The sequence below is a fragment of the Streptomyces sp. NPDC057963 genome (assembly GCF_042887155.1).
GTDB lineage: Bacteria > Actinomycetota > Actinomycetes > Streptomycetales > Streptomycetaceae > Streptomyces.
The window spans coordinates 91,197-117,290 of the sequence record NZ_JBHVPX010000007.1 but is presented as its reverse complement, the minus strand read 5'-3'; the positions used below and the strand labels follow the sequence as shown (position 1 = coordinate 117,290).

Sequence of the window (26,094 nt, the reverse complement as noted above, 5' to 3'; positions counted from 1 at the left end):
CTCCCGTGATGCGGGACGACCGCCCCGGAGCCGCCCCGGCGATACGGGACTGCTGCTCCGCTCCGGGGCCGTCGCCGTACTCAGTACGGGTGGACGCCGACCGGGGCGGCCGGGGGCGGTCCGTATCCCTCGGCGATGCGCTGGTGGTACGTCTCGCGGTCGATGACCTCCAAACCGACGATCTCCCAGGGCGGGAGTTTGGCGGTGGAGCGGTGCTCGCCCCAGAGCCGCAGCGCGACAGCCGCCGCGTCGTGCAGATCGCGGGCCTCTTCCCAGTAGCGGATCTCCGCGTGGTCGTTGGCGTACCGGCTGGTCAGCAGGAAGGGGTGGTCGTGGGCCAGCTGTTCCAGCCCGCGTCTGACCTCCTTCAGTGGAATCGCACCGCCCGAGACACTGAGCGTGACGTGCCAGAGTCTCGACGGGGTGCGCTCCTCCCGCACCGTCGTCGGCTCGGACCCCGTGGTCCGGTCGTCGCCGCGGTCCGTGGACCGTCTCTCGTCGAAGCCGACACCTGCTCCGACACTGGTCAGGGCCCGGCCGCCCGTTCCTCGGGGCGGCGCCCCCGGGCGCGCTCGTCTCACCGGCGGCCTCCTGTGAATGCGTTTGCTGTGCTGTACCCCGCTGTGTCCCCGAGACAAAGTTGACCAGTCCGCGGCCGGGGATGGGGCGGTTTTCGTCAAGGTCCCCGCTCCGAGGCTGGACTTTCAGCCGTTTCAGGGGGTCTGTCAGGGGTGCAGGACGACAAGATCGTCCCTGTGTACGACCTCGCGCTCGTATGCCGGACCGAGTTCCCGCGCCAGGTCTCGGGTGGAGCGGCCGAGCAACTGCGGGATCTCCTTGGCGTCGAAGTTGACGAGTCCGCGGGCCACCGGGCGGCCTTCGAGGTCGCGCAGTTCCACCGGGTCGCCCGCGGTGAACTCGCCCTCGACGGCGGCGATTCCGGCGGGCAGCAGCGAGCTGTGCCGTTCGACGACCGCCTGTACGGCCCCGTCGTCGAGGGTCAGCGAGCCCTGCGGGGTGGAGGCGTGGGCGAGCCAGAGCAGCCGGTCCGCCGACCGTCGTCCGGTGCGGTGGAAGTACGTTCCGGTGTCGCGTCCGGCCAGGGCGTCGGCGGCCCGGCTCGCCGAGGTGAGGACGACGGGGACCCCGGCGGCCGTGGCGATCCGGGCGGCCTCGACCTTGGTGACCATGCCGCCCGTGCCGACGCCCGCCCTCCCGGCGCTGCCGATGGTGACGCCCGCGAGGTCCTCGGGGCCGGTCACTTCGGCGACCCGCGACGTGCCCGGGGTACTGGGGTCGCCGTCGTACAGCCCGTCCACGTCCGAGAGGAGGACCAGCAGATCGGCGCGGACGAGATGGGCGACGAGCGCGGCGAGCCGGTCGTTGTCGCCGAACCGGATCTCGTCGGTGGCGACGGTGTCGTTCTCGTTGACGACCGGGAGCGCGCCCATGTCCAGGAGCTGGTCGAGCGTGCGGTAGGCGTTGCGGTAGTGGGCCCGGCGGCTGGTGTCGTTGCTGGTGAGCAGCACCTGGCCGACGCGTACGCCGTACCGTGCGAAGGAGGCGGTGTAGCGGGCCACGAGCAATCCCTGGCCGACGCTGGCCGCGGCCTGCTGTCTGGCCAGGTCCTTGGGCCGGCGGTGCAGGCCGAGCGGGGCGAGTCCGGCCGCGATGGCGCCGCTGGAGACGAGCACGATCTCGCGCTCCCCGCCGCTCCTCACCTTGGCGAGTACGTCGACGAGCGCGTCGACGCGATCGGCGTCGAGACCGCCGGACGCGGTGGTGAGGGAGGAGGAACCGACCTTGACCACGATTCTGCGGGCCTCTGTGACGCCCTGCCTTGCCCCTGACACGTCCATCCCCAATGATTCGGCCTCGCCCGGTCCTCGCAATCTACGCGAGCGGCGGGACGCGCGCCTGTGCGTTCCGTCCCGTGGACGCGCGGGCGGCCCCACGGGACGTCCGTACCCGGCGTCTGCGCCGATGAGCCCCGTCCGGCCTCTCCCGTCGACGGCGTCGACAGTCGCGTCGGCACCCACATTCATTACACATATCGAATGATCGAATTCTCGGCACCGCGCATCGGCCCCACGCATCGGCATCGCACGAAGAGGTGGATAAATCCCATGCCCGCCGGCCGGTGCAACCATCGGAACGTCTCACTCATCTAACAGCCGATAGGGTGCGTGGCGGCGGCCCCTCCCCCATTTTCGGCAGTGGCAGTGTCGGCCCCGCATCCGCCGCCATCTCCAGGGACCTACCAGACATGGGACAGCAGCGATGCCAGTCAAAGTAAGTGTCGTCATTCCGGTATACAACCCCGGCAAGTACATCGACCCCTGCGTCGAGTCACTTCTGAAGCAGACTCTTCCCGCAGTGGAGTTCGAAGTTCTCTTCGTGAACGACGGGTCCACGGACGACACTCCCGAACGGCTCGAAAAGCTGGCGGTGGAACACCCTCATTTCCGGGTGATCACCATCCCCAACTCCGGATGGCCCGGAAAGCCCCGCAACATCGGTGTGGCCGAGGCCAAGGGCGAATACGTCCAGTTCGTCGACCAGGACGACCACCTCGCCTCCGACGCCCTGCGCCGGCTGTACGAGATGGGCCACCGCAACGGCTCCGACATCGTCATCGGCAAGGTGGCCAGCAACTTCCGCGGTGTCCCGCACGGCGTGTTCAAGAAGAACCGCGAGAAGTGCACCCTGCGCGACGCGCCCCTGTACGACAGCCTCACCCCGCACAAGATGTTCCGTACGGAGTTCCTCCGCGAGAACGGCATCGCCTACCCCGAGGGCAAGCGCCGGCTCGAGGACCAGCTCTACATGATGCAGGCGTACTTCCCCGCCGAGGTCGTCTCGATCCTCGGCAACTACACCTGCTACTTCTACTCCCGGCGCGACGACGGCAAGAACGCGGGATCCACCAGGATCGTCCCGGCCCAGTACTACGGGAACCTCCGCGAGGTCCTGGACGTCGTCGTGGCCCACACCGAACCGGGCGAGTTCCGGGATCTGCTGCTCCGCCGCTTCTACCGCGTCGAAATGCTGAGCCGGCTCAGCGAACCCGCGGTGGTGAAGTACCAGCCCGAGTTCTACCAGGAGATGTGCGACGCGATCAGGCCGCTGGCCATCGACTTCATGGGCGACGGGGTGCACGACGGCCTCGGTCCGCTGCTGCGGATCCGGTCCACACTTCTACGCAAGGACGACCGGGAGGGTTTACTCCGGATCGCCCGGTTCGCGGGGTCCGTCAAGGCGTCGGCCCGTCTGGAGGATTTCGCCTGGCAGCCGGACGGCCGGGTCGCTCTCACCGTGACCGCCCGGCTGGTCCAGGGCGACGACGAGGAGCCGGTGAAACTGCTGCGCCAAAACGGCCGGTACTTCCTGCACCCGGACACCGGCGGCGGGCTGCCGATGGAGGACGAACTCCTCGACGTCACCGACGACATCGACGGTTTCTCCGCCGAACTGTCGCTGCGCAATCGCGAGACGGCCGTCGAGTGGCCCTGCCCCGCGACGTTCACCACGCAGACCGACGAACTCGGCGACGGAGCCTGCGAGATCGTCCTGCGCGGCAGCGGGTATGTGACCTCGGAGGCGGTCAAGGGCCGTGGCCGGGTCTCCCGCGGCTTCTGGGACGTCTGGGTGCCGCTGCGCGGCCTGGGTCTGGTCCGCAAGGCGCGGCTGGGCGCCGACCGCGCCCCGGAGGTGGACGCCGCCTGCCTGCCCGCGTCACTCGGCTCGCCGGCCCGTGCCGTCATCCCGTACTTCACCGATCCGTACGGCAACCTCACGCTCGATGTGGGCCGCCGCGGCAAGAAGCTCGCCACCTACCTGGACGGCCGTCCGGTGCTGCGGACCCCGGGCCGGCGGCCCGAACTCCGGCTGGAGCTCCTCACCGCCGCCTCCACCGTCGCGTCCGACGCCCAACTGGTCCTGAGCCCGGCCGACGGAACGGGCTCGGCCGTGCACACGCTGCGGACCGTGCTGCATCCGGCAGCGGGCCAGGCCCATCTCGTCGTGCCCCGCCGCGCCCCCGGCGTTGCAGCGGGTACCTGGAAGCTCTCCGTCCGGCTGGACGGCGAGAAGGGCCCCGCGCTGAGCCTCTGCGACGTCACCGTCGGCGGGGGCGGCAGGATCCAGCTGGATCCGGAGCTGCCCGCGGCCGCGGACACGATCATGGCCGGTCTGCTCGCGCAGCGCCGGAAGGCGACCCTGCGCCGGGCGCTGCGCACCGTCGGCGGCCCCCTCGTGCGCAGGCTCCCCCCGCAGGGCCGCAAGCGCGCACGCCGCCTCGCCGCCCGGCTCACCGGCTGATCCGGCCCCGCAGATCCACCGTCTCGTCGACGAGGCGGTCCCACCACCACCCGACGTCAACACCGACGTCAGCATCGACATCGACACCAGCACCAGCACCAGCACCAGCACCAGCACCAGCACACCGGAACAAGGACGTGATCGCATGCGGCAGCTCTCCATCACGGGGGCCTGGGTGCATGAGCCCAAGGTCTTCCCGGACAGCCGCGGCAGCTTCCACGAGTGGTTCAGGGCCTCGGAGCTCAGCGAGGCCGTCGGACACCCGCTGCGGCTCGCGCAGGCCAACTTCTCCCTCTCCAGCCGGGGAACCCTGCGCGGTGTCCACTTCGCCGACGTGCCGCCGAGCCAGGCCAAGTACGTCAAGTGCGTACGCGGCGCCGTGCTCGACGTCATCGTGGACATCCGGGTCGGCTCCCCCACGTACAAGCGGTGGGAGGCCGTCCGGCTCGACGACGCGGACCATCACGCCGTCTATCTCGCCGAGGGTCTCGGCCACGCGTTCATGGCCCTGACGGACGACGCGTCGGTCGTCTATCTGTGCTCCGAGGGCTACGCGCCCGGCCGCGAGCACGGAATCAACCCGCTCGATCCCGAACTGGGCATCGAGTGGCCGGCGGAGATCGCCCCGCTGCTGTCCGACAAGGACGCCGCGGCCCCCTCGCTGGCCGAGGCCGAGGAGCACGGACTGCTGCCGTCGTACGAGGCCTGCCAGGCCTACTACGCCCAACTGCGCGCCCGCGGCTGAGCGCCCGGACGGGAACGCCGCAGCCCCCGTGGTCCGTACGGATCACGGGGGCTGCGTACGGGTCGCGGGGGCTGCGTACGGGTCGCGAGCCGGGCGGCGGCCCGGTGGGCCCGGCCGGTCAGCCCGTCACGGCCTCGATGCGCTTGCGCAAGGGGGCGAACGCCGAGCGCGGACGGCGCAGGTTGCGGGCGCGGGAGAGGGCCGGCCAGAAGTCGGCGCCGAGCAGCGCCTCGGGCTGGACGGCGTTCTTCCGCACCAGCACCTCCTCGGGCACGTCCTGCGGATCGGGTACGACGTACTCCTCGATGATCTTGTCGTACGCGTTCTTCAGGATGTCGCTCTCCGGGTTGGCGCCGAACACGGCGACCACGCCGGTCGGTGCCGTGTCCACCTCGACGACCACCAGGTCGGGACGGAAGCGGCGCAGCACCTGCACCACCTTGTACACATCACCGGTCCAGAACTTGGTGTGCCGGTCGCGGGCCGCCTCGTCGACATCGCGCGGCAGCATGTCGTCCAGCACGATCACGCTCGACCAGCGGGCGTGCTTCTCGACGTTCATGAAGTCGCGCAGCGCGTATTCGAAGAGGTGCATGCCGTCGATGAAGGCGAGCTCCAGCTTCGGGTCCCCGCCCATCACATTGAGCGGGTCGCGGCGGGCCAGGGCACGGAACGGATTGCGGCCGTTGCGCAGGTGCAGCAGCGGGTCCTTGCGGGCGAAGAAGTCGTCGCTCGTCGCCTTGACCAGGTGGACGTCGCAACTGATGTCCGTCACCACACGGAATGCGGGGTCGACGGCGACGGACGGCACTCGCGAGAGGGCCAGGCTTCTGCCGTCGTTGACCCCGATCTCCAAATAGTTCCGAGGTCGGTAGACACGGTGCAAATGACGCAGAAAGTCATGGCGGTTCACGTGGAGCAGCCCTTCGGAGGAAACCAACTGGTCTGGTCCCCGGCGAAGTTACCTCATGAACGGACGGTGATGTAACTGTTCTCCCCCAGGTAAACCTTCGGTGTTCAGATCTTTGGAATTCGATGGGATTCAACCGTCGATACGATCATTCGACGATCATGAACTCTCTGTTGCGAGAAGGGCCGGAAATGCCTCTTCCAGCGCCGCCCGCCACTCCCGGATCGGCTCGACACCGGCCGCCGCCCAGCGGTCGTGTCCCAGCACGCTGAAAGCGGGCCGGGGAGCCGGCCGCACGAAGGCCTCGCTGGTCGTGGGCCGGACGCGTGCCGGGTCGGCGCCGAGCAGCCGGAAGATCTCCCGGGTGAGGCCGAACCAGGTCGTCTCGCCGCCGCTGGTGCCGTGGTACACCCCCGCGGGGGCGGTGCCCGCGAGGGCGGCCTGTCCGAGCCGGACCAGCCGGTCCGCCAGGTCGACGGTCCAGGTGGGCTGTCCGCGCTGGTCGTCCACCACGTCGAGGGTGTCCTTGACGCCCTCCAGCTTGATCATCGTACGGACGAAGTTCCCGCCGCCCGCGCCGTACAGCCAGGCTGTACGCACCACGTACCCGGTGTCCGGCAGGATGCTCAACACGGCGCGTTCGCCGGCCAGTTTGGTGCGGCCGTAGGCGCTGCGCGGTCCGGTGGGGCCGTCCTCCGCGTACGGCTTCTCGCCGTCCCCGGCGAAGACGTAGTCGGTGGAGACCTGGAGGAGAACGGCGCCGTGTTCGCGGCAGGCCGCGGCGAGGACCTCGGGGCCCGTCCCGTTGACCCGCAGCGCGGCGTCCTCCTGGGACTCGGCGTCGTCGACGGCGGTCCACGCGGCACAGTTCACCACGACGGCGGGGCGGTGCTCGTCGAAGCCCGCGCGCACCGATCCGGGGTCCGCGATGTCCATGGCCGCACGGTCCGCGGCGACCGCCGGGACGTCCTCACCGGCGAGCCGGGCCAGGACGTCCCGGCCCAGCATCCCGGCGGCTCCGGTGACCAGCCAGACGGCGCTCACAGGGCGGCCCGGTCCTTCAGCGGCTCCCACCAGGCGCGGTTGTCGCGGTACCACTGCACGGTCTCGGCGAGGCCGGTACGGAAGTCCTTGCGGGGCTCGTAACCGAGCTCCTCGCGGATCTTGGTGCAGTCGACCGAGTAGCGGCGGTCGTGGCCCTTGCGGTCCTCGACATGGGTGACGCGGGTGTCCCAGTCGGCCCCGCAGGCGTCCAGCAGCAGACCGGTGAGCTCCTTGTTGGAGAGCTCGGTGCCGCCGCCGATGTTGTAGACCTCGCCGGCCCGGCCCTTCGTACGGACGAGTTCGATGCCCTGGACGTGGTCGTCGATGTGGAGCCAGTCGCGGACGTTGGCGCCGTCGCCGTACAGCGGGACCGTCTTTCCGTCCAGCAGGTTGGTGACGAACAGCGGGATGACCTTCTCGGGGAAGTGGTGGTGCCCGTAGTTGTTGGAGCAGCGGGTCACCCGCACGTCGAGGCCGTGGGTGCGGTGGTACGAGAGCGCGATCAGGTCGCTGGACGCCTTGGCCGCCGAGTACGGCGAGTTGGGCGCGAGCGGGTCGGTCTCGGGCCAGGAGCCCTCGTCGATCGAGCCGTAGACCTCGTCGGTGGAGATGTGCACGAAGGTCTTGATGCCGGCCAGGTGCGCGGCGTGGATCAGGGTGTGGGTGCCCACGACGTTCGTCCGGACGAATTCGGCGCCGCCGTCGATGGAGCGGTCGACATGGGACTCGGCGGCGAAGTGCACCACCTGGTCGTGCCCGGCCATCAGCTCGGAGACCAGTTCGGTGTCGCAGATGTCGCCCTGCACGAACACGAAACCGGGGTGGTCGCGCACCTCGTCGAGGTTGGCCGGGTTGCCCGCGTAGGTGAGCTTGTCGAGCACGGTGACGGCGATGTCACCGGGTCCCTCCGGGCCGAGCACCGTACGGACGTAGTGCGAGCCGATGAAACCGGCGCCGCCGGTCACCAGGATGTTGGTCGTCATGAGGAGATCTGCACCTTGCTGTGGTCGCCGAGCACAAGTCGGTGGGCGGACGGGGATCGGGGCGCGGGGGTCACTTCGACATCGCGGCCGATGAGCGATGCCTCCACGCGCCGGACACCGGCGACGGAGGCGCCTCGCAGGACGATGGAGTACTCGATCTCGCTGTCCTCGATCCGGCAGTCCTCCGAGACCGAGGTGAACGGGCCGACATACGAGCCGCTGATCACCGACCGGGCGCCGATGATCACGGGCCCGACGATGCGGCTGCCGCTGACCTTGGCACCCGCCTCGATCCGCACCCGGCCGATGATCTCGCTCCCCTCGTCGACCTCGGCCTCCTCGTGGGACGGTTCGATGGTCTCCAGTACGGTCCGGTTGACCTCCAGCATGTCGGTGACGTTGCCGGTGTCCTTCCAGTAGCCGCGGATCGTGGTGGAGCGGACGTCACGCCTCTGGTCGATCAGCCACTGGATCGCGTGCGTGATCTCCAGTTCACCGCGCCAGGAGGGCTCGATCGAGCGAACGGCCTCGTGGATGGCCGGGGTGAAGAGGTAGACGCCGACGAGCGCCAGATCGCTCTTGGGCTCCTTCGGCTTCTCCTCCAGCGCCGCCACCCGGCCTTCGGCGTCGAGTTCCGCGACGCCGAAGGAGGTCGGATTGGGCACCTGGGTCAGCAGGATCTGCGCATCGGGCCTGTCGGCGCGGAACTCCGCGACCAGACCGGTGATCCCGCCGACGATGAAGTTGTCGCCCAGGTACATGACGAAGTCGTCGTCCCCCAGGAAGTCACGGGCGATCAGCACCGCGTGGGCAAGGCCGAGCGGCTCGTCCTGCGGAATGTACGTGACCTCGATGCCCAGCCGGGAACCGTCCCCGACAGCCTCGCGGATCTCCTGGGCGGTGTCGCCCACGATGATGCCGACCTCGGTGATGCCCGCTTCCGCGATGGCTTCCAGCCCGTAGAACAACACGGGCTTGTTCGCCACGGGCACCAGTTGCTTGGCCGAAGTGTGGGTGATGGGACGCAGGCGGGTGCCGGCCCCTCCGGACAGTACGAGAGCCTTCACGTGAACCAGTCCTCATGTGAGATATCGGTCCTGTCGCGGCTGCGACCTGCTGGGCGACCTTACTGAGGATTGCTGCGCGATTCTTCGTGCGTCAACTCTGTGAACGAGATGGGGACACACTTCCGGAGCGGGTCGGGACGGGCCCGTCTACTTCGCGCGGATCCGCGACTTCCAACGCCGCACGTCACGCCGCATGCGCCGGGCGACGCGCCGCGACAGCGACATTCTGCGGGCCACGGTCTCGGGCTTCTCGATGCGCTTGCCGTCGTGCCAGTCGGGCACGGTTACCTCGAAATCGGAGTCCGAGAGACCACTCGAACGGTCCCGGAAGTACGGGTACGCGAGGAAGAGCTTGTCACCCTTCCGTGAACTGACCACTTCCGGAACGGACTTCTTCCGCACATACGTCAGCTGGTCCGTCAGGATGTCGGACCGGCCGCGCGCGACGGCGGCGAGCCGCAGCCTCTCGGCAACCTTGATCAGGCGCGACACGCCGTCGTTCCAGTACGTGTCCATGAGCGGCGCGGCGAGCTCCATCTTGTGGCGCCGCACTTCTTCCGAGTCCCGGAGGAATACCGGCCCGAACTGCTGCAGCATCCCGACCGTGAAGGGACGGACCATCAGGAAGTCGCGCTTCGGCCCGGCGGGTTCGAGCCGGTGGATGAGCTCCATCATGGCCCGCATGGAGTCGAAGCGCCACAGATAGGTGCCGCTCTTGGTGACGTGTTTTCCGTCGTCCCGGCCGACCAGGTGATAGCAGGTGTAATTTGATATGACGGATATTCCGGCACCGCGCAGATATGTCTCCATGGTGAAGAGCGCGTCCTCACCGGTCTTGAGTCCCTCGTCGAATCTCAGATCGAGTCGCTCCAGCAGTTCACGCCGGAAGAGTTTCTGCGCGCTCAGCGTGTATATGACCTTGGAGTTGTATACATTGACGCGCTCCTTGGTGGCCGTCCACATCGACTGGGGCGCCCCGCGATTGACCCCGACCACTTTGCCGAGCACCACGTCGGTGTGTGCCCGGTCGGCCATCGCGACCATCCGCTCCAGGGCCTCGTCACCGAAGTAGTCGTCCGCGTCGAGGAAGAAGACATAGCGACCCCGGGCCAGGCCGAGACCGACATTGCGCGGGCCGCTGGGGCCCCCTGAATTCGCCTGTCTGACCACTCGGGTCGGAACCGCGGACCGGGCCGCGAACTCCTCCAGGTACTCGCCGGTTCCATCGGTCGAACCGTCGTCGACTGCCACGATCTCGATCCGGTCGGCTCCGATGGTCTGCGTCTCCACCGATTCGAGACAGCGAATGAGGTAAGGCATCGCCTCGTATGCGCCAACGATCACGGTTACATCAGGAATTGGCTTCTCGTTCACACCAACAGAAGACAGTCGGCCCGGAGCATTGGTTGCCCGGCACCACACACCGTAAGAGTGAGCCTCATCACAAAGGCCCGGCACAACCCGTACAGGGCTATGCCGGGCCTGAAGGACCGTGTTAACGAACCAGGTGGGCCGTCATCCGCTCACGCGTTCCGCGAGGTTTCTCGCCAGGCCCGCGTTCCGGGCCTCGGACTTGGCCGCGAGTGCCTTCACGGCCAGGTCGAACTGCACGATCGAGGTGGGCTCGTCCGGGCCGAGGAGGTACTCCTTCAGCTCGCGCCGGTCGGCCGCCATGGTGTCCGCCGCGGGGTCCACCACCGCCGCGAGCAGGGCGTCCAGCTCGGTCGCTTCATTGGACAGGATGACCGCCGCACGGACCGCGGTGTTCTGCCGGCGGAACTCCTCCTCGCCCAGCGCCGCCGAGTCGGTGACCGCGTACGGCTTGCCGCTCGCGATGAAGTCCGACACCACGCTGGAGATGTCCGAGACCATGGCGTCCGACTCGTTGAAGCAGTCGTACAGCCGCATCCGGGCGCCCGTCACGACCTTGTGCTCCCACCAGCCGAGCGCACGCCAGGAAGCCGCGTTCCACTCGTCCTTGAGCCGCGCGATCTCGGCCTCGCGCGCCGGGTCGGCCAGCGAGTCGCGGGACGTCTCGGCCTCGTCCCCGGCGACCTGGCCACCGCTCGACAGCACCGTGAGCCGCGCCTCGATACGGGCCAGTTCGGACCGTGCCGCGGCCCGCACCGGCTGGAGCTCCGCCGACTCCTTCGCCCAGCGGGGATCGGCGGCGCGCTCGACGGCGGCCTTCTCGATCATCGCGGTGATCCGCTGGTGCACGGCCTTGGCCTGGGCGCTGCGGGTTCCGGTGAAGGGGTGCGGCTTGTAGAGCAGCCGGACCGGCTTCTCCGAGTCCAGCAGCCGCCTCACGATGTTCTCGCCGGCCAGCAGCAGCGAGGTGTTGCCCGGGTTGTCGTCCCAGCCTTCCCAGGTGGGGGCGTAGAGCACGGTCGGGATCGGGTTCTTCGGCGCACCGGCCCACGGCTGGATGGCGGCCAGCTGCGGGCGGCCCACCTCGACGATGTCCTCGTCCCGCACACCGACGTCGGCCAGCGCGTAGCGGTCCCGGCCGGCCCGGCCGGCCGTCCACACCTCGTCGTAGGCCTTGCTGTACGGGTTGACGCTGGCGAGCTTGTCGCTGTCGCCGTGGCCGATGAAGACGTGCTTCATCGTCGGCACCCTGAGCAGGTGGATGTTCTTGCCGACGTTGGCCGCGTACAGCGCGACCCGCACCGACGAGAGGTTCAGATTCATCAGGTGCACGCCGCCGGGCACGCAGAGCACCGGCACCGAGGTCGTGTTCAGCTGCGGCAGTATCATGCGCTCGCGCAGCAGGATCAGCGGGCGCTCGTCGAGCTGCGCCATGGTCTCCAGCCACATGTTGACCTGGTAGGCCGAATCCTTGGAGCCGGAGAAGTAGAGGACCACGGTCGGCTTGTACTCGCCCAGCCAGGTGCCCACGGCGCCCAGCACCTTGGAATCGGGCCCCACCAGCCGGCTCGGCCGGAGGTACGGGAGGAGCGCCGCCAGGTAGCAGAGCGCGAGAGCCAGCGTGACGGCGAGGCCCACGTAGGCGAAGCCGTTCACATCGGTCTCTATCGCGACCAGCACACCCGCCATCGCGAAGACGTCCAGGTGGAGCATCTTCTCCGCGGAGCGGTTCAGCAGCAGCGCCGGCGGGGCGTCGGGGATCCGCACCTGCTCCAGGTCGACGTTGCGCGTGATCACCGGGAGCTTGCGCCGGAGCCTGATGAGGGTGGCCGTGGCACCCTGCAGTACCTGGAGGCCGTAGAAGGCCAGCAGGCAGGCGACCGTCACGTAGAACAGCGTCTGCTCCCCGTACCCCAGGCGGGAGAGGAGCAGGATCAGCAGCAGCTGGCGGACCAGGAAGCGGATCGAGAGCCCCGCGCGGACCGCGGCGAGCCGGTTGACGAGGTAACTGCCGCAGTGATGCAGATACTGGTCGGCCGCATAGGTCACCGCGGCGGCGGCGGCGAAGAACCAGAGATTGGGGATTATCGCCGCGAGCATGACGCACGGGAACCCCAGAGCCATGAGGAGAGCGGCGGCCAGCTCCGAACCACTGCCCACACGAGCCATGCGAATGGCTTTCGAAATCACGAAGTACCGCTCCCGAGGATGCCGACCTGATTACCTTGCGAGGGAAATGTGAAGCCGTTGCTTCACGAATTCGGACCCCTGCAGTTCGCTCGCGGGCGTCTACAGGGGTCCGAATAGTCGATTGTCAAGCAGTATTACACATCGGCCTGCCGATCCAGGACAGCGGCCAGTGCCTGCTCGAAGCCCGACGCCTCCGAGGCACCGCGCGTCGGATCCTGCTGCCGTACGTCGATGACATGGCCGGTCATCTCGGAGAGCAGCACGTCGAGGGAGGTGCGGGCGACCGCCTCGGAGGACAGCAGCGTACCGGCGGGCTCGGCGCCGAACGCCTTGGTGCGCATCGGAGTGGCGGTGCGTTCAGGGTTCACGCAGTTCACCCGCACACCGTCGCCCGCCCACTCGTCCGAGAGCGCCTGGGTGAGATTGACCATGGCGGCCTTGGTCGACGAGTAGAGGCTGTACTCCGCGCGGCCCCGGGTGTAACTGCTGGAGGTGTAGAGCAGCAGCTGGCCCTTGGTCTCGGCGAGGTACTTGTGCGAGGCGCGGGCGATCTGCACCGGCGCCAGGTAGTTGACGTTCAGCGCTTCCTGGATGGTCGCGTTGTCCGTCTCGGCCAGCTTGCCGATGCGGAGCACACCCGCGGTGTTGATCACGTAGTCGATACGCCCGGTGTCCGCGTACGCCTTGGAGAGCGCGTCGTCGATGTGCTCCGGGTTCTCCACGTGCGTTCCGGTGGTGGAGCGGCCCAGGGCGTAGACGGTGGCGCCGTAGGACTCGGCGAGCGTCGCGATGTCCGCGCCGATGCCGTAGGAGCCGCCGAAGACGACGAGGGTCTTGCCGGTGAGCAGTTCGCGGTAGGCGGCGTCGCCGGTCGGCTGCGGGACCGCCGTGGAGGCCAGCTGGAAGAGCTTGTCCGCGATGAAGACGTCGACCGGCTGCGTGACCTTCATGTTGTACTCGTCGCCCGCGACGACGTAGATCGGCACGTCGGGGAGGTACTTCAGGACGACCGAGCAGTCGTCGGTGGCCTGGAAGTTCGGGTCTCCCGCGGCAACCTCGTAGGCCCGGCGGATCGTGGAGAGCTTGAAGGCCTGCGGCGTCTGGCCGCGGCGCAGCCGGGAGCGGTCGGGGACGTCGGTGATGAACTCGCCGTCGCCGCCGTGGGTGCGGGTCACGATGATCGTGTCCGCCGACGGGATGGCGACGTCGACCGCCTGGTAGCGGTCCAGGGCGTCGACGCAGTCCTTGATGACGCGCTCCGAGATCAGGGGGCGCACGGCGTCGTGGAAGAGGACGTTGCGGTCCTCGCCCTCGGCCAGGCCCTCGCCGAGGGCCGTGATGGCGCGCTCGGTGGTCTCGTTGCGGGTGGCGCCGCCCTCGATCACGGCGGTGACCTTGGTGAGCCCGGCCTTGGCGACGATCTTCTCCACGTCGGGCACATAGCCCGGCGCCATCAGCACGATGATGTCGTCGATGGAGTCGGCCTGCTGGAAGATCGACAGCGTGTGCTCGATGACAGCCTTGCCTGCGATCTTCAGCAGCTGCTTGGGGATGGAGAGTCCCACGCGCTGGCCGGTGCCGCCGGCGAGCACGACTGCTGTGGTTCGGGCTTTGGCTATGTGCTGAGCTGACACAGACGACCTACCTTGCGAGGGCTGGGAGATACAGCGATGGTTGCACTCTCCGTTACCGTCTCGCAAGGTGGACGTCGGCCGCCGCACACCGTGAGGAAACCTTGCGCTGCCCTTGCGATCAGGGCGAATGCCGGAATCGGCGCCTCCCGGCCGGGTGACCGACACCACACGGTTGAGCGGCATGAATCACCCTTGAGCGGGTTTCGGTTCCGCCGATCGTGACGCTGAGGCGATGAACGGTCACCGGACGGGCCCACGGAGCGGACCCGTCCGGCGGTGCCGGCGTCGACCCTAGAACGGGTTGAAGTCGTCGAACTCGCGCTGCACCTCGTCGCGTTCCGTCTCCCGGTCGCGCCGGCGCTGCGCCGCCGGGCGCGGTGCTTCGAGACGGTGGTCCTCGCCACGCCGGCCGAGCATCTCCGCGCCCGCCGCCATGGTCGGCTCCCAGTCGAAGACGACCGCGTTGTCCTCGGCGCCGATCGCCACACCGTCGCCCGCGCGGGCGCCGGCCTTCATCAGCGCGTCCTCGACCCCGAGCCGGTTGAGCCGGTCGGCCAGGTAGCCGACGGCCTCGTCGTTGTTGAAGTCGGTCTGCCGGACCCAGCGCTCCGGCTTCTCGCCGCGCACCCGGTAGAGGCCGTCCTCCTCCTTGGCGACGGTGAAGCCCGCGTCGTCGACGGCCTTCGGCCGGATGACGATGCGGGTCGCCACCTCCACGGGCTTGGCCGCGCGCGCCTCGGCGATGACGCCCGCGAGCGCGAAGGAGAGCTCCTTCAGGCCGGTGCGGGCGACGGCGGACACCTCGAAGACGCGGTAGCCGCGCGCCTCCAGGTCCGGGCGGATCATGTCGGCGAGGTCCTGGCCGTCCGGGATGTCGATCTTGTTGAGGACGACGATGCGGGGCCGGTCCTCCAGGCCGCCGTACTGCTTCAGCTCCTCCTCGATGATGTCGAGGTCGGAGACCGGGTCGCGGTCGGACTCCAGCGTCGCGGTGTCCAGCACGTGCACGAGCACCGAGCAGCGCTCCACGTGCCGCAGGAACTCCAGGCCGAGGCCCCGGCCCTGGCTGGCGCCCGGGATCAGACCGGGGACGTCGGCGATGGTGTAGACGGTGCTGCCCGCGGTGACCACGCCGAGGTTCGGGACGAGCGTCGTGAACGGGTAGTCGGCGATCTTCGGCTTGGCCGCCGACAGCACGGAGATCAGCGAGGACTTGCCGGCGCTCGGATAGCCCACCAGCGCGACGTCCGCGACGGTCTTGAGCTCCAGGACGATGTCCCGGGCCCCGCCGGGCTCGCCGAGCAGCGCGAAGCCGGGGGCCTTGCGGCGGGCGGAGGCCAGTGCGGCGTTGCCGAGACCGCCGCGGCCGCCCTGTCCGGCGACGAACGTGGTGCCCTGGCCGACCAGGTCCGCCAGCACTTCGCCGTTGCCGTCGAGCACCACCGTGCCGTCCGGCACGGGCAGGACCAGGTCCTGCCCGTCCTTGCCGGAGCGGTGGTCGCCCGCGCCGGGCTGCCCGTTGGTGGCCTTGCGGTGAGGGCTGTGGTGATAGTCGAGGAGCGTGGTGACGGACTGCTCGACGATCAGGGTCACGTCACCGCCGCGGCCGCCGTTGCCGCCGTCCGGACCGCCGAGCGGCTTGAACTTCTCACGGTGTACGGAGGCGCAGCCGTGGCCCCCGTTACCCGCGGCGACATGCAGCTCGACGCGGTCCACGAAGGTGGTCATGGTTGGTACCTCCAGTTACATACGTGCAGAAATGTCTCACTCGCGCCGTCCCCCACAGGAGAAAGCCGTCTCTCATGGGAGAAACACGCGAAAGGCGGACCCGCTTCCCGTACGGGAAGTGAGGTCCGCCTCCGCAGAAACCGCTCGACGAGCGCCGAAAATCAGCCGGCGATCGGAACGATGTTCACGACCTTGCGGCCACGGTGCGTGCCGAACTCGACCGCACCGGCGGCGAGAGCGAACAGCGTGTCGTCGCCACCACGGCCGACGCCCGTGCCCGGGTGGAAGTGGGTGCCGCGCTGGCGGACCAGGATCTCACCGGCGTTGACGGCCTGACCGCCGAAGCGCTTCACGCCGAGCCGCTGAGCATTGGAATCGCGCCCGTTCCGGGTGGACGATGCGCCCTTCTTGTGTGCCATGTCTCCTCAGTCCCTTACTTCGCAGCCGCGGGGATACCGGTGACCTTGATCGCCGTGTACTGCTGGCGGTGACCCTGGCGACGGCGGTAGCCGGTCTTGTTCTTGTAGCGAAGGATGTCGATCTTCGCGCCCTTGTGGTGGTCCACGACCTCGGCCTGGACCTTGATCCCGGCCAGCACCCACGGGTCGCTGGTCACGGCGTCGCCGTCGACCACGAGCAGGGTCGAGAGCTCGACCGTGTCGCCAACCTGGGCAGTGGAAATCTTGTCAACCTCAACGATGTCACCGACAGCAACCTTGTGCTGGCGGCCACCGCTGCGCACGATGGCGTACACGCGGATCTCTCTCTCGCTCGGAACGGATCCCCTGATGCCAGCCGCCCGCACAGGCCGAAGCCCGCGACAGTCCGGAAGGACGAGCGGCCTCTCCTGACGGACGAGCCACCAGGAGGAATGTGCTCAGGGGTGGGCGCGCATGGAAACACGCCGAGGGTCAAGGCTACGGGGCCGCCTACAGCGGGTCAAACCGGGGTCGGCGGTTCACCGGGCACCGGCTCGGCCCCCGGTACCGGCCGCCCGGTCCTCCCTCGGTGCCCCCGCAGGGGAAGAAGGAAGCCCCGAAGGCCCGCTCGGCGCCGCCCGCCCCTGACCGGCGCCGCCCAGGGGCGGATCGATCGCGGGCCGGGCTGCGGCGTGTGATCCGCGAACCTGCCTGCACCGCTGCCGGCCACCGGCTCGTATGCTCTCGGCAAGTCCGCTCTCCGGAAGGCATGGCAAGTGAACTACAGGGTCCAGCCCACCGCTCAGGTCGACGATCGCGCCGAGATCGGGGCCGGCAGCAGTGTGTGGGAACTCGCCCAGATCCGCGAGGGTGCCAAGCTCGGTGAAGGCTGTGTGGTCGGCCGCGGCGCCTACGTCGGCACGGGCGTGCAGATCGGCAACAACGTCAAGCTGCAGAACTACGCCCTCGTGTACGAGCCCGCCGAACTCGGTGACGGCGTCTTCGTCGGACCGGCCGTGGTCCTCACCAACGACCACAACCCGCGCTCGGTCGACCCCGACGGAAAGCAGAAGCGCGGCGGCGACTGGGAAGCCGTCGGCGTGAAGGTCGCAGAGGGCGCTTCGCTGGGCGCCCGCTCGGTCTGTGTCGCGCCGGTCCGGATCGGACGCTGGGCCATGGTGGCAGCCGGCGCGGTCGTCACCAAGGACGTACCCGACTTCGCCCTGGTGGTCGGTGTCCCGGCCCGCCGGATCGGCTGGGTCGGCCGCAGCGGAGTGCGCCTGACCGAGCAGGTGGGCGAACCGGGCGTGTGGAAGTGCCCGCAGAGCGGCGCCCTGTATGAGGAGAAGGACGGCGTTCTCGGCGAGCGCGGGGCCTGATTCCGCGCAAGACGGGGCCGATGACGGCCGGTTTTCCCATCGGCGCCGCCGGCCCGCCTCCATGGAAGGACGAGTGCCCGGCGCCCCCTTCGCCGGCCCTGCGTTTTCGCGCGTGAACCCTCGGTGGTTCCCCGCCGGCGCACCCTTCGGTTCACACTCGGGCCGGTTGGTGATCCGGCATCCACCGGGGCGCCGGCACGGGTCGTCCCACCAGCTGAACATTTCCTTGCAGAAGCGGCTGACCGCCCTCCGGCCCAGGCGCCCGGGAAGGGCTGCACGACGCGCCCATCGACACCTCGTGAGGATGCGCCCGCGATAAGCTGAAGGACACTGCGCCGCACGGATGTGCGACCTGCTCGACAAGGCCGCATCTACCATCGTCAGGGCGCAGAGTGAACGTGCGAAGGGATGTAAATGAATAGCCACGTGCTCTATCTCGCACACGGCAGTTACCGAGTGCGAGCAGCACGCGAGCACGTGAAGAGGCTGGCGGAATCCGGCGTTCGTGTCCTGCTGGTCGTACCCGGCACCGAGGACTGGGCGGATACCGCCGCCGAGCTGCACGACCTCGACAATGTCGAGGTCGTGCAGCTCGTCCCCGACAAGCACGGTTCCCTCCAGAAGGCGACAAAGAAGCTCTTCCTGGCAAAGTCGGGGCCCGCCGCCTCCATCGACACGCTGGTCGCCGGCGACGCCCAGTGCCTGCCGACTGCGTGGACGCTGAAGAAGCTTCGCCCCGAAGTGACGCTCCGTCTGGAGCCTTACCAGGAGCGAGCCGCCGAACCTGCCGACATCGCCGTCATCACGCCGTGGTATCCCTCGCCGAACAACCCCTACGCCGGCGCCTTCGTCCAAATGGCCACGCGCAGCGTGGCCGGCCGGTTCGACCAGGTCTCGATCCTGCACACCGAGGACTGGGCCGGACGCGCCGACGCCCCGCTGAACGACGCCATCAAGATCACGGTGGACCGTCTCCAGGACGAAAGGGAACTGGTCCCGGTCCTCGACACACCCGAAGGCACGCTCCTCCGCGTCCCGGTCCCCCTCATCCACCGGAAGAACTACAGCCCCTGGGTCACCGCCCAGGAGACTGCACTCCGCAAAGCACTGCCCGGTGGCCGGATCAAGGCCCCCATCATTCACGCCCACACCGGGATCTACGGTGGCGTTCTCGCCCTGCGACTGGCACAGCCGGACGCCCGCATCGTGGTCACGGAGCACGTCACCTTCCTGAAGAAGATCTTCGCTCAGCCCGCAGCACGCGCGCTCTACCGCGATGTACTGGTGCGGGCGGACGCCTTTCTCTGTGTCAGCACATATCTCCGCGATCAGGTCGCGACCGAGTTCCCGGACCTCGCACACAAACTGCAAGTGGTACCGAACGTCATCGATTTCGATGCGTTCTCTCCTGGCTGCGAGTACTCCCCAAGCCTGCTCAAGTGGCTGTACGTCGGCCGCCTGATCAAGCACAAGGGGGTGCGCGAGCTACTGGAGGCATTCGCGCTCGTCGCCGAAAAGGAACCCCTGGCCACCCTCACCATGGTGGGCAGCGGAGCCCTGGAGGAAGAACTCCTCACGCGCGCCCAGGAGTTGGAGATTGCGGACCGGTTCCGCATCCTTCCTCCCGTGGCCCCGGACGAGGTCGACGGGCTGATGCACCAGCATGACCTGCTCGTGCACGCGAGCAAGGTCGAGACGTTCGGAATGACCATAGTCGAGGCCGTCGCCGCAGGGCTGCCGGTCCTCGTGACCCGTAGTTTCGGACCCGAGGAGACCCTGTCCGGCATCGAGTCCGAGGCAGGGGCGCTGATGGAGATCAGCGACGACCCGCAGATCATCGCCGACGCGTACTGGAACCTGCGTTCACGCGTGACCGAACTCGATCTGCCCGCGGCACGCAAAGAACTGGAGCAGCGGTACGGGGCTCCAGCTGTGGCACAGCAGTTGATGGACGTCTATCTGGATCGCCCCTCGCCGTCGGCTGTCGATACGACGGTCTCCCGGAGCGGGAAGTCCGTTGCACCAGAAGGGCCTGACTCTGCTGCGTCGGCCGCGCCCGGGACCGAGCCGGGGAGCACCGCCGCCGCGAACCCGGCGGAGCCGGCCGGCCGGGCGGTGCTGCTCGCCCTCACGCCCCCCAAGTCCCGCCGCATCGCGGACTTCGCGAACCATCTGCTGGAGCGCGGTGTTCACGTCACGGTAGTGACCGCCAACACTTCCGTGTGGCAGCGCACCGGCCTAGATCCGCGCGCCGTTCTGGTGAGCATCGAGCAGGGCGAGAAGAAGCTGCGTATTCCTCGTGGCGAACGCTTCCTGGTCTATCGAGTACCGCGCGCCGTTCTGAGCCGTGCACGTAGAACTGCCCGGAAGAGGCGAGGGACCATCACACCCGAACTCATGGTTGCGGCCACACAACGGGTTCACAAAAAGGCCGCGAACGCATTCCACAAGAATGTCTTCAATCGCGGATATCAAGAGGTGAGACCACAGCTGCTCTCACGCATCGCTCGCCGCGAGGCGCTCCCCGGGCTGCGGCTGGATCTGACGGACCACGTGTTCGTGTGCGACATCAACAGCACGGTCACGGGATGGAAGTGGGCCAAGACCTATCCGAACCTCACGGTGACGACCAATCTCGACCGCAGTCTCTACTCGGCGAAAGACGCGTAACAGCCGGGTGGCCTTGTCGCACGACAAGGCCACCCGATCCCGGAGACGTCCGACGGTGAGGCTGCCTGGGCAGCTGCGCCACCCGACGACATCGCCCCACCCTCCACGCACGGAGGGTGGGGCGACTTCATGTCTGCGTCTGCCGGTGCCCGCGCCTACTCCGCGGCCGGGTGACCCACAATTTCCCTCAGCCGCTCCTCGAACGGAACCAGGACGGCCTCACGCGTGTAAATATCGGCATGCCTCCGAGCCGACTCCCGCTGCTCCGGACCGAGATCCCGGGCGGCCTTTCCGGCCGCCACCATCGATGAAGCCAACGCGTCCACGTCAAGACTGTTCGCGTTGAACCACAGCGGATATCCCTCCAGTACGTCCTGGGCCGCAATTCCCGGCGCATGTACGGAGACAATGGGATGCCCGAACGCCATGTACTCAAAAATCTTGCCCGAGGTGACGTACTTTCCGCCGCCTGCCAAGAACACCAGTACATCGGCGTCCTCGTAGACTTTTCCTACTTCCGTCTTGGAGACGGGACCGCAGTAGCGAAGGCCGGTGTCCTCTTCCCCGCGCTCACGGACGGCGTCGTCCAGACCGAGGCGCTGGAGCAACGCCTGGGGGCTGTTCTTGAAAAAGCCCAGGTGCCCGTGGATTTGCAGTTCGGCGTCGGCCAGCTCCGGGTGCCTACGGGCGATCCTGAAGGCGTCAGCCATCTCTTCCACCGGCTGCTTGCCGGTGAGCGTCCCGAGGTAGGCGAACTTCAGCGGTTGCGGCGCCTGCTCAGGACCGACCGGCTTCTGCTCCGCATCCGGCGCCGCGGCCGGGGGAATCACATCGGCGTCCCAGCCGTTCGGGACCACCATCATGCGGTCGGCCACGTCCGGGTAGCGCTCCGCATGCCAGCCGCGCAGTGCTTCGTTCACGAAGACCGCAGCGGAGGCCCGCTCAAGGGCCCTCTGCTCCCACTTCCAGGCGATGTGCCCGTCGGGGAAGGCCGGCTCGTCGGTGAAGAGGTCCAGCGTCCAGGAGTCGCGGTAGTCCATGACATACGGCACTCCGGTGAGGCGATTGAACAGCCAGGCCGCCCCGAACGAGGCAAAGGGATTCCCCGTCGCAATGACGACGTCGAATCGCTTCTTCGCATGGAGTTTCAGCGCGCGGGCCACCGACGCCCTCGCCCACGACGCATAGCGCTCGGGGAAGACCTTCTCCTGGCCGAACTCGTAAAGGCGTCGCGCCATGAGCGGGAACGTGCGGCGCAGCCTGCTGAAGCTGCGGAGGTCCTGCTGCCAGGAGTACTGGTTCAGGGACGGTCGTTCGACTCTGATGCGTGGGTCGACCGTCTCGGAAAGGCCCTCGTCGACCGACCCGATGACGTCGTAGAGAAAGTCGAGCGGCGCGGCGCAGACGGTGACGTCCCAGTCCTTTTCCGCCAGGTGGTTGGCCGTCGCCCTGGCCCTGTACACGCCACTGGCACGCGAGGGCGGGAAGTAGAAGGCCAGATAGAGCACCCGAAGGCGTCGGCCACTACGGTTGTTCATCGTTATCCCTGTGTGGAGGCGATCGGCGATCGCTGAGCTGTGGGAGGTACGTCGTAATCCAGGCCGTAGCACACCCGCGGGAGGGGCCCACGAGCGGCCCAGGCTTCCATCAGTTCCACCGCACGGGGAACGGACAGGGCATCACTGACCACCAACAGGTCGAGCCCGCCACGAGCGGCGAACGCCGCGCCGACCATGCGGGCCCGGGCATCGGGCCACAGACGGCGGTGCAGGGGCACGAACACTCTGCGGTGCACTCGGCCGGCCACCCGTCGCTCGTACGCCTTGAGCGCCCGTCGCGAACGGCTGCGCAGCGGCCCCTGGCCGATCGCGCGGACCGTCGCTCGCGGCGCGCGGTACAGCACCGCGTGCTCCACTCTTCTGGGCAGGTGACGCGCCTCCAATTCCTTGAAGGTCGCGACCGTGACACCCGGCGCGAACTGCACACCACTCCAGGACTTCTTCTTGTCCACAACGACGATGACCTGCGCGCCGTTCGATGCGGCCTCGGCCGACTCGTCCAGGACCGCCCGCTTGCGCGATGCGCCGAGGGCCAGGAACAGAACCTGCATGTCACTCCATCATTCGAGGGTGCCGGCCCGTTCGGAATCCTCACCCTGGTTGTGCGTCACGGCAGGGAACCAGAGCCGGTAGTGAGCCTCGGCGACGGCCTCGTAGCCGTAGCGACCGTCCAAGGTCTTCTGGGCCAGCTCCAGATCCACATCACGGTCGAAACGGTCCCGCAGCCGCCAGTAACCGTCGGTGATCGATTCCGGATTGTCCTCGACGTCGATCATTTCGCCGGCGACGCTCTCGATACCCGCGAGGGTCTCCTCCGGCCCGCCGCAGCGCGTGACGAGCACGGGCATACCTGCGGCGACTGCCTCCACCACTGTCATGCCGAACGTCTCGTACCGGCTCGGATGCACCAGGAGGTCGTGCTCGCGCATGAGGTTCAGCGCCGCGTCGGGCGGTACCGCTCCAAGGAATCGGATCGCGTCCTCAAGGCCCAACTCGGCCGCTCGCGCGGTCAGCTGCGCCCGCAGCTCGCCCTCTCCGACCATCGTGAGCGTCAGCTCGGGATCCTTGGCGTGGCACTGGGCGAACGCCTCGACCAGCAGGTCGACGCCCTTGCGGGGGATCAGGCCGCCCAGGAAGAGCCACCTGCGGAGCTCGGTGACCGGGACAGCCCGCTTCTCGCGGAAGGAGATGGGGTTCGGGATCTGCTGGATCTTCTCCGCGTGATGGGGGAACGCGGCGGTCAGCACGTCACGGATCGGCTCACCGACCGCGAAGAACCCGTCGACCCGATGCAGCACCTCGTCGTAGAGGGCGCGCGCGTCCGGCTCGGCCAGTACCCGATCCAGGTAGGTGGCGTGCTCGGTCACGAAGACGCGGGCGTCCGGGCGGGCATTCTGCAGAGCGGCCCAGGCGCCGGGCAATCCGACATGAGCGTGCACCACCGGGGCGGCGATGGGATTCCCGCCCAGAGCCGCCCTCAGCTGCCGTTCATGATTCCGCGCGAGGGGCCCGAATTCCTGACTCCGGGGAGTGGTGACAGCCAGATGGACCAGCTGTGCACCACCCACGGTCGGAGTGGGGCGTACGGCCAAGGGGGCAAGGGTCCGGTTGGCCGCTTCCACCGCGTCCGTGGTCCGCTGATCCATTCGGGAGACCCAGGTGTCGCAGTGGTACACGAGGGCGTTGTCGCAGCCGGGCGCCGTGGCATCGACCATCGCCTGGACGAAGGCTCCGCGGAAAGGCAGCTCCCTTGAGGGATACCAAGGCGTGACAATTGCTACGTCACGGGACGCCGCCTCGTTCATCTATGACTTCCTCCCCGCGACACAGTCTTCAAAGCACACTTTATCATCGGGGCGATTCCTGACTTCCACGTCACCGGGCTGGAACGGGACGTGGCACATCCTCTCTGCCTCACGCGTAGCCTGCCGCTACCACCTCTGCAAGGAGCACATCCACCATGAAGGTCCTCAGCGTCGTGGGCGCGCGCCCCCAATTGGTCAAGCTCGCGCCGATCGCGGCCGCGTTCGCCGCGACCGATCACCAGCACGTGATCGTGCACACCGGCCAGCACTACGACGCGGACCTGTCCGATGTCTTCTTCTCCGGCCTGGGCATTCCGGATCCGGATGTCCACCTGGGAATCGGTTCGGGCAGCCACGGCATCCAGACCGGCGGTGTGCTCGCCGCCATAGACCCCGTCCTGGCCGCTGAGCGCCCCGACTGGGTCCTCGTGTACGGAGACACCAACTCCACCCTGGCCGGTGCGCTCTCCGGTGTGAAGATGCACCTGCCCGTCGCGCACCTGGAAGCCGGTCTTCGCTCCTTCAACCGCCGGATGCCGGAGGAGCACAACCGCATCCTCACGGACCACGCTGCCGACCTCCTTCTCGCTCCGACCGAAGAGGCCATGCGGCACCTGTCCGACGAGGGGCTGGCAGAACGCTCGGTGCTGGCCGGCGACGTCATGGTGGATGTCTGTCTCCGGATCCGGGACAAGATCACCTCGGGTGTGCAATCGGCGCCCGCTCTGCCGGACGGCATCGATCCCCATGCCCCCTATCTGCTGGCCACCCTGCACCGACCGGACAACACCGACTCCCCGGAGCGGCTGGACGCCCTGCTCGGCGCCCTCGCGGCCCTTCCCCTGCCGGTTGCTCTGCTGGCACACCCCCGGCTGACGGCACGTGCCGAACAGCATGGAATCGACTTGAACCGCGGTTCCCTGCATGCCGGGAGGCCGCTGCCCTACGCGGGCCTGATCGCCGCGGTACTCGGATCCTCCGGCGTGGTCACGGACTCCGGAGGCCTGCAGAAGGAGGCGTTCCTTCTGAACCGGGTCTGCACGACCATCCGACCGGAGACCGAGTGGGTGGAGACTCTGGAGGGCGGCTGGAACCGACTGGTGCCGAACCCGCACGAGTTGTCCCCGGCCGAGTGGGCCGGGATCGCCACACGCCCGTCGCCGACAACGCCGCGTGGCATCCCTTACGGTGACGGCAAGGCCGCCCAGCGCGTCGTCGAGCTGCTGGAACAGCACAAGCGCTGACCCGGCCGGAGTGGTGCGCGTCGCCCGTCCCCGGGCAGAACGCACCACTCCGGGACAGCCCTTAGTCCTCGGGCATCTCCTTGGTCACATAGCGCCGGAGCCAGGACCGGAAGTCCGGTCCCAGGTCTTCACGTTCACAGGCGAGTCCGACGATGGCACGCAGGTACTCGCCCCGGTCGCCGGTGTCGTAGCGCCGCCCGCGGAAGACGACACCGTGTACGGGTCCGGCAACCCTCTCGTCACCGGCGAGCACCTGGAGCGCGTCGGTCAGCTGAATCTCACCGGCCCGGCCCGGCTCCGTCCCCCTCAGAACCGGGAAGATCTCCGGGGCCAGCACATACCGGCCGATGACCGCGAAGTTGCTCGGCGCGTCGGCGGGCGCGGGCTTCTCGACGAGCCGGGTGATTCTGACGACGTCTTCCTCGCCCGTGGCTTCGACGGCCGCGCAGCCGTACAGGTGGGTCTTGTCGGGCTCGACCTCCATCAGTGCCACAACACTGCCGCCCTTGCGCGTCTGAACGTCGATCATGCGGGAAAGCAGCGGATCGCGGGGATCCATGAGGTCGTCGCCGAGAAGCACCGCGAACGGCTCGTCGCCGACGTGCGGCGCGGCACACAGCACCGCGTGTCCGAGCCCCTTCGGCGCACCTTGGCGTACGTAGTGCATGGTGGCCAGGTCGCTCGACTCCTGGACCTTGAGCAACCGGTCCGCGTCCCCCTTCCGGAGGAGGGCGGACTCCAGCTCGTGGTTACGATCGAAGTGGTCCTCCAGCGGGCGCTTGTTGCGTCCCGTGATCATCAGCACGTCGGAAAGGCCCGCTGCCGCGGCCTCTTCCACCACGTACTGAATCGCCGGCTTGTCCACGACCGGGAGCATTTCCTTCGGGGTGGCCTTCGTGGCCGGCAGAAAGCGGGTTCCCAGACCCGCCGCGGGGATAACAGCCTTCTTGATCATCTGACGTCCGAGTCTCGTTCCTGGCACGACACGAGACCCCGAGGGCAGGCCGTCGGGGTCTCGTACGGTTC

21 protein-coding genes are annotated in these 26,094 nt (G+C 68.3%); 5 read left to right on the top strand and 16 right to left on the bottom strand.

Going from position 1 to position 26,094, the window contains the following annotated elements; translation table 11 throughout:
• Positions 1–80 precede the first annotated feature (80 nt).
• Both ACFVT1_RS18320 and proB read right to left on the bottom strand, forming a co-directional pair.
• Positions 81–581 (bottom strand): hypothetical protein, encoded by a 501-nt coding sequence (locus ACFVT1_RS18320; RefSeq protein ID WP_389796407.1) that lies wholly within the window; start codon positions 579–581, stop codon positions 81–83.
• Positions 582–725: 144 nt separating this feature from the next.
• Positions 726–1,859, bottom strand: coding sequence for a glutamate 5-kinase (proB, locus tag ACFVT1_RS18315; protein WP_389796403.1), 1,134 nt, complete (start codon positions 1,857–1,859; stop codon positions 726–728).
• Between the two features lie 421 nt (positions 1,860–2,280).
• On the opposite strand from proB, the gene ACFVT1_RS18310 reads away from it, so the two are divergent.
• Together ACFVT1_RS18310 and rfbC are read left to right on the top strand one after the other, a co-directional pair.
• Complete coding sequence (locus ACFVT1_RS18310) at positions 2,281–4,320, top strand: glycosyltransferase family 2 protein (protein WP_389796401.1); 2,040 nt, start codon at positions 2,281–2,283, stop codon at positions 4,318–4,320.
• 145 nt (positions 4,321–4,465) lie between these two features.
• The gene (gene rfbC / locus ACFVT1_RS18305; RefSeq protein WP_389796399.1) at positions 4,466–5,065 is read left to right on the top strand and encodes a dTDP-4-dehydrorhamnose 3,5-epimerase; all 600 of its coding nucleotides are present in this window, start codon (positions 4,466–4,468) and stop codon (positions 5,063–5,065) included.
• A gap of 118 nt (positions 5,066–5,183) precedes the next feature.
• Here the strand turns inward: rfbC and ACFVT1_RS18300 are convergent, their stop codons facing one another.
• From ACFVT1_RS18300 to rplU, 10 genes are all read right to left on the bottom strand, one after another.
• A complete protein-coding gene (locus ACFVT1_RS18300; protein WP_362194062.1) occupies positions 5,184–5,978 on the bottom strand; it encodes a class I SAM-dependent methyltransferase in 795 nt (264 codons plus the stop codon).
• Between the two features lie 156 nt (positions 5,979–6,134).
• A complete protein-coding gene (rfbD, locus tag ACFVT1_RS18295) occupies positions 6,135–7,019 on the bottom strand; it encodes a dTDP-4-dehydrorhamnose reductase (RefSeq protein ID WP_389796396.1) in 885 nt (294 codons plus the stop codon).
• On the bottom strand, positions 7,016–8,002 hold the full coding sequence (rfbB, locus tag ACFVT1_RS18290; protein ID WP_389796394.1) for a dTDP-glucose 4,6-dehydratase: 987 nt from the start codon (positions 8,000–8,002) through the stop codon (positions 7,016–7,018). Before rfbB ends, rfbD begins: the two co-directional genes overlap by 4 nt.
• Complete coding sequence (locus ACFVT1_RS18285; protein WP_389796392.1) at positions 7,999–9,069, bottom strand: glucose-1-phosphate thymidylyltransferase; 1,071 nt, start codon at positions 9,067–9,069, stop codon at positions 7,999–8,001. Before ACFVT1_RS18285 ends, rfbB begins: the two co-directional genes overlap by 4 nt.
• Before the next feature lie 147 nt (positions 9,070–9,216).
• Complete coding sequence (locus ACFVT1_RS18280) at positions 9,217–10,413, bottom strand: glycosyltransferase family 2 protein (protein WP_389796390.1); 1,197 nt, start codon at positions 10,411–10,413, stop codon at positions 9,217–9,219.
• 171 nt (positions 10,414–10,584) lie between these two features.
• Positions 10,585–12,609: a hypothetical protein gene (locus ACFVT1_RS18275; RefSeq protein WP_389796388.1), complete on the bottom strand. Its 2,025-nt coding sequence runs from the start codon at positions 12,607–12,609 to the stop codon at positions 10,585–10,587.
• A gap of 155 nt (positions 12,610–12,764) precedes the next feature.
• Entirely contained in the window at positions 12,765–14,264 is a 1,500-nt protein-coding gene (locus ACFVT1_RS18270; RefSeq protein WP_389796385.1) for a D-ribitol-5-phosphate cytidylyltransferase, read from the bottom strand.
• A gap of 291 nt (positions 14,265–14,555) precedes the next feature.
• The gene (obgE, locus tag ACFVT1_RS18265; protein WP_389796382.1) at positions 14,556–15,992 is read right to left on the bottom strand and encodes a GTPase ObgE; all 1,437 of its coding nucleotides are present in this window, start codon (positions 15,990–15,992) and stop codon (positions 14,556–14,558) included.
• Positions 15,993–16,153: 161 nt separating this feature from the next.
• On the bottom strand, positions 16,154–16,411 hold the full coding sequence (gene rpmA, locus ACFVT1_RS18260) for a 50S ribosomal protein L27 (RefSeq protein WP_018103204.1): 258 nt from the start codon (positions 16,409–16,411) through the stop codon (positions 16,154–16,156).
• A 14-nt stretch (positions 16,412–16,425) separates the two neighbouring features.
• On the bottom strand, positions 16,426–16,746 hold the full coding sequence (gene rplU, locus ACFVT1_RS18255) for a 50S ribosomal protein L21 (protein ID WP_030921216.1): 321 nt from the start codon (positions 16,744–16,746) through the stop codon (positions 16,426–16,428).
• A 441-nt stretch (positions 16,747–17,187) separates the two neighbouring features.
• Here rplU and ACFVT1_RS18250 point away from each other — a divergent pair, with 441 nt between their 5' ends.
• Positions 17,188–17,790 (top strand): acyltransferase, encoded by a 603-nt coding sequence (locus ACFVT1_RS18250; RefSeq protein WP_389796380.1) that lies wholly within the window; start codon positions 17,188–17,190, stop codon positions 17,788–17,790.
• Positions 17,791–18,204: 414 nt separating this feature from the next.
• Complete coding sequence (locus tag ACFVT1_RS18245) at positions 18,205–20,460, top strand: glycosyltransferase family 4 protein (RefSeq protein WP_389796377.1); 2,256 nt, start codon at positions 18,205–18,207, stop codon at positions 20,458–20,460.
• 155 nt (positions 20,461–20,615) lie between these two features.
• On the opposite strand, the gene ACFVT1_RS18240 is transcribed toward ACFVT1_RS18245, so the two are convergent.
• Genes ACFVT1_RS18240 through ACFVT1_RS18230 form a run of 3 tightly spaced genes read right to left on the bottom strand, consistent with a single transcriptional unit; the run spans position 20,616 to position 23,734 of the window.
• On the bottom strand, positions 20,616–21,998 hold the full coding sequence (locus tag ACFVT1_RS18240) for a glycosyltransferase (RefSeq protein WP_389796374.1): 1,383 nt from the start codon (positions 21,996–21,998) through the stop codon (positions 20,616–20,618).
• Positions 21,999–22,000: 2 nt separating this feature from the next.
• Positions 22,001–22,570: a hypothetical protein gene (locus ACFVT1_RS18235; RefSeq protein ID WP_389796372.1), complete on the bottom strand. Its 570-nt coding sequence runs from the start codon at positions 22,568–22,570 to the stop codon at positions 22,001–22,003.
• A 9-nt stretch (positions 22,571–22,579) separates the two neighbouring features.
• Positions 22,580–23,734, bottom strand: a complete 1,155-nt coding sequence (locus ACFVT1_RS18230; RefSeq protein ID WP_389796369.1) for a glycosyltransferase family 4 protein — start codon at positions 23,732–23,734, stop codon at positions 22,580–22,582.
• Positions 23,735–23,979: 245 nt separating this feature from the next.
• Here ACFVT1_RS18230 and wecB point away from each other — a divergent pair, with 245 nt between their 5' ends.
• Positions 23,980–25,068, top strand: a complete 1,089-nt coding sequence (gene wecB / locus ACFVT1_RS18225; protein ID WP_389796366.1) for a non-hydrolyzing UDP-N-acetylglucosamine 2-epimerase — start codon at positions 23,980–23,982, stop codon at positions 25,066–25,068.
• Positions 25,069–25,129: 61 nt separating this feature from the next.
• Here wecB and galU read toward each other — a convergent pair whose 3' ends face one another.
• Positions 25,130–26,023, bottom strand: coding sequence for a UTP--glucose-1-phosphate uridylyltransferase GalU (gene galU, locus ACFVT1_RS18220; protein ID WP_389796364.1), 894 nt, complete (start codon positions 26,021–26,023; stop codon positions 25,130–25,132).
• Between the last annotated feature and the right edge of the window lie 71 nt (positions 26,024–26,094).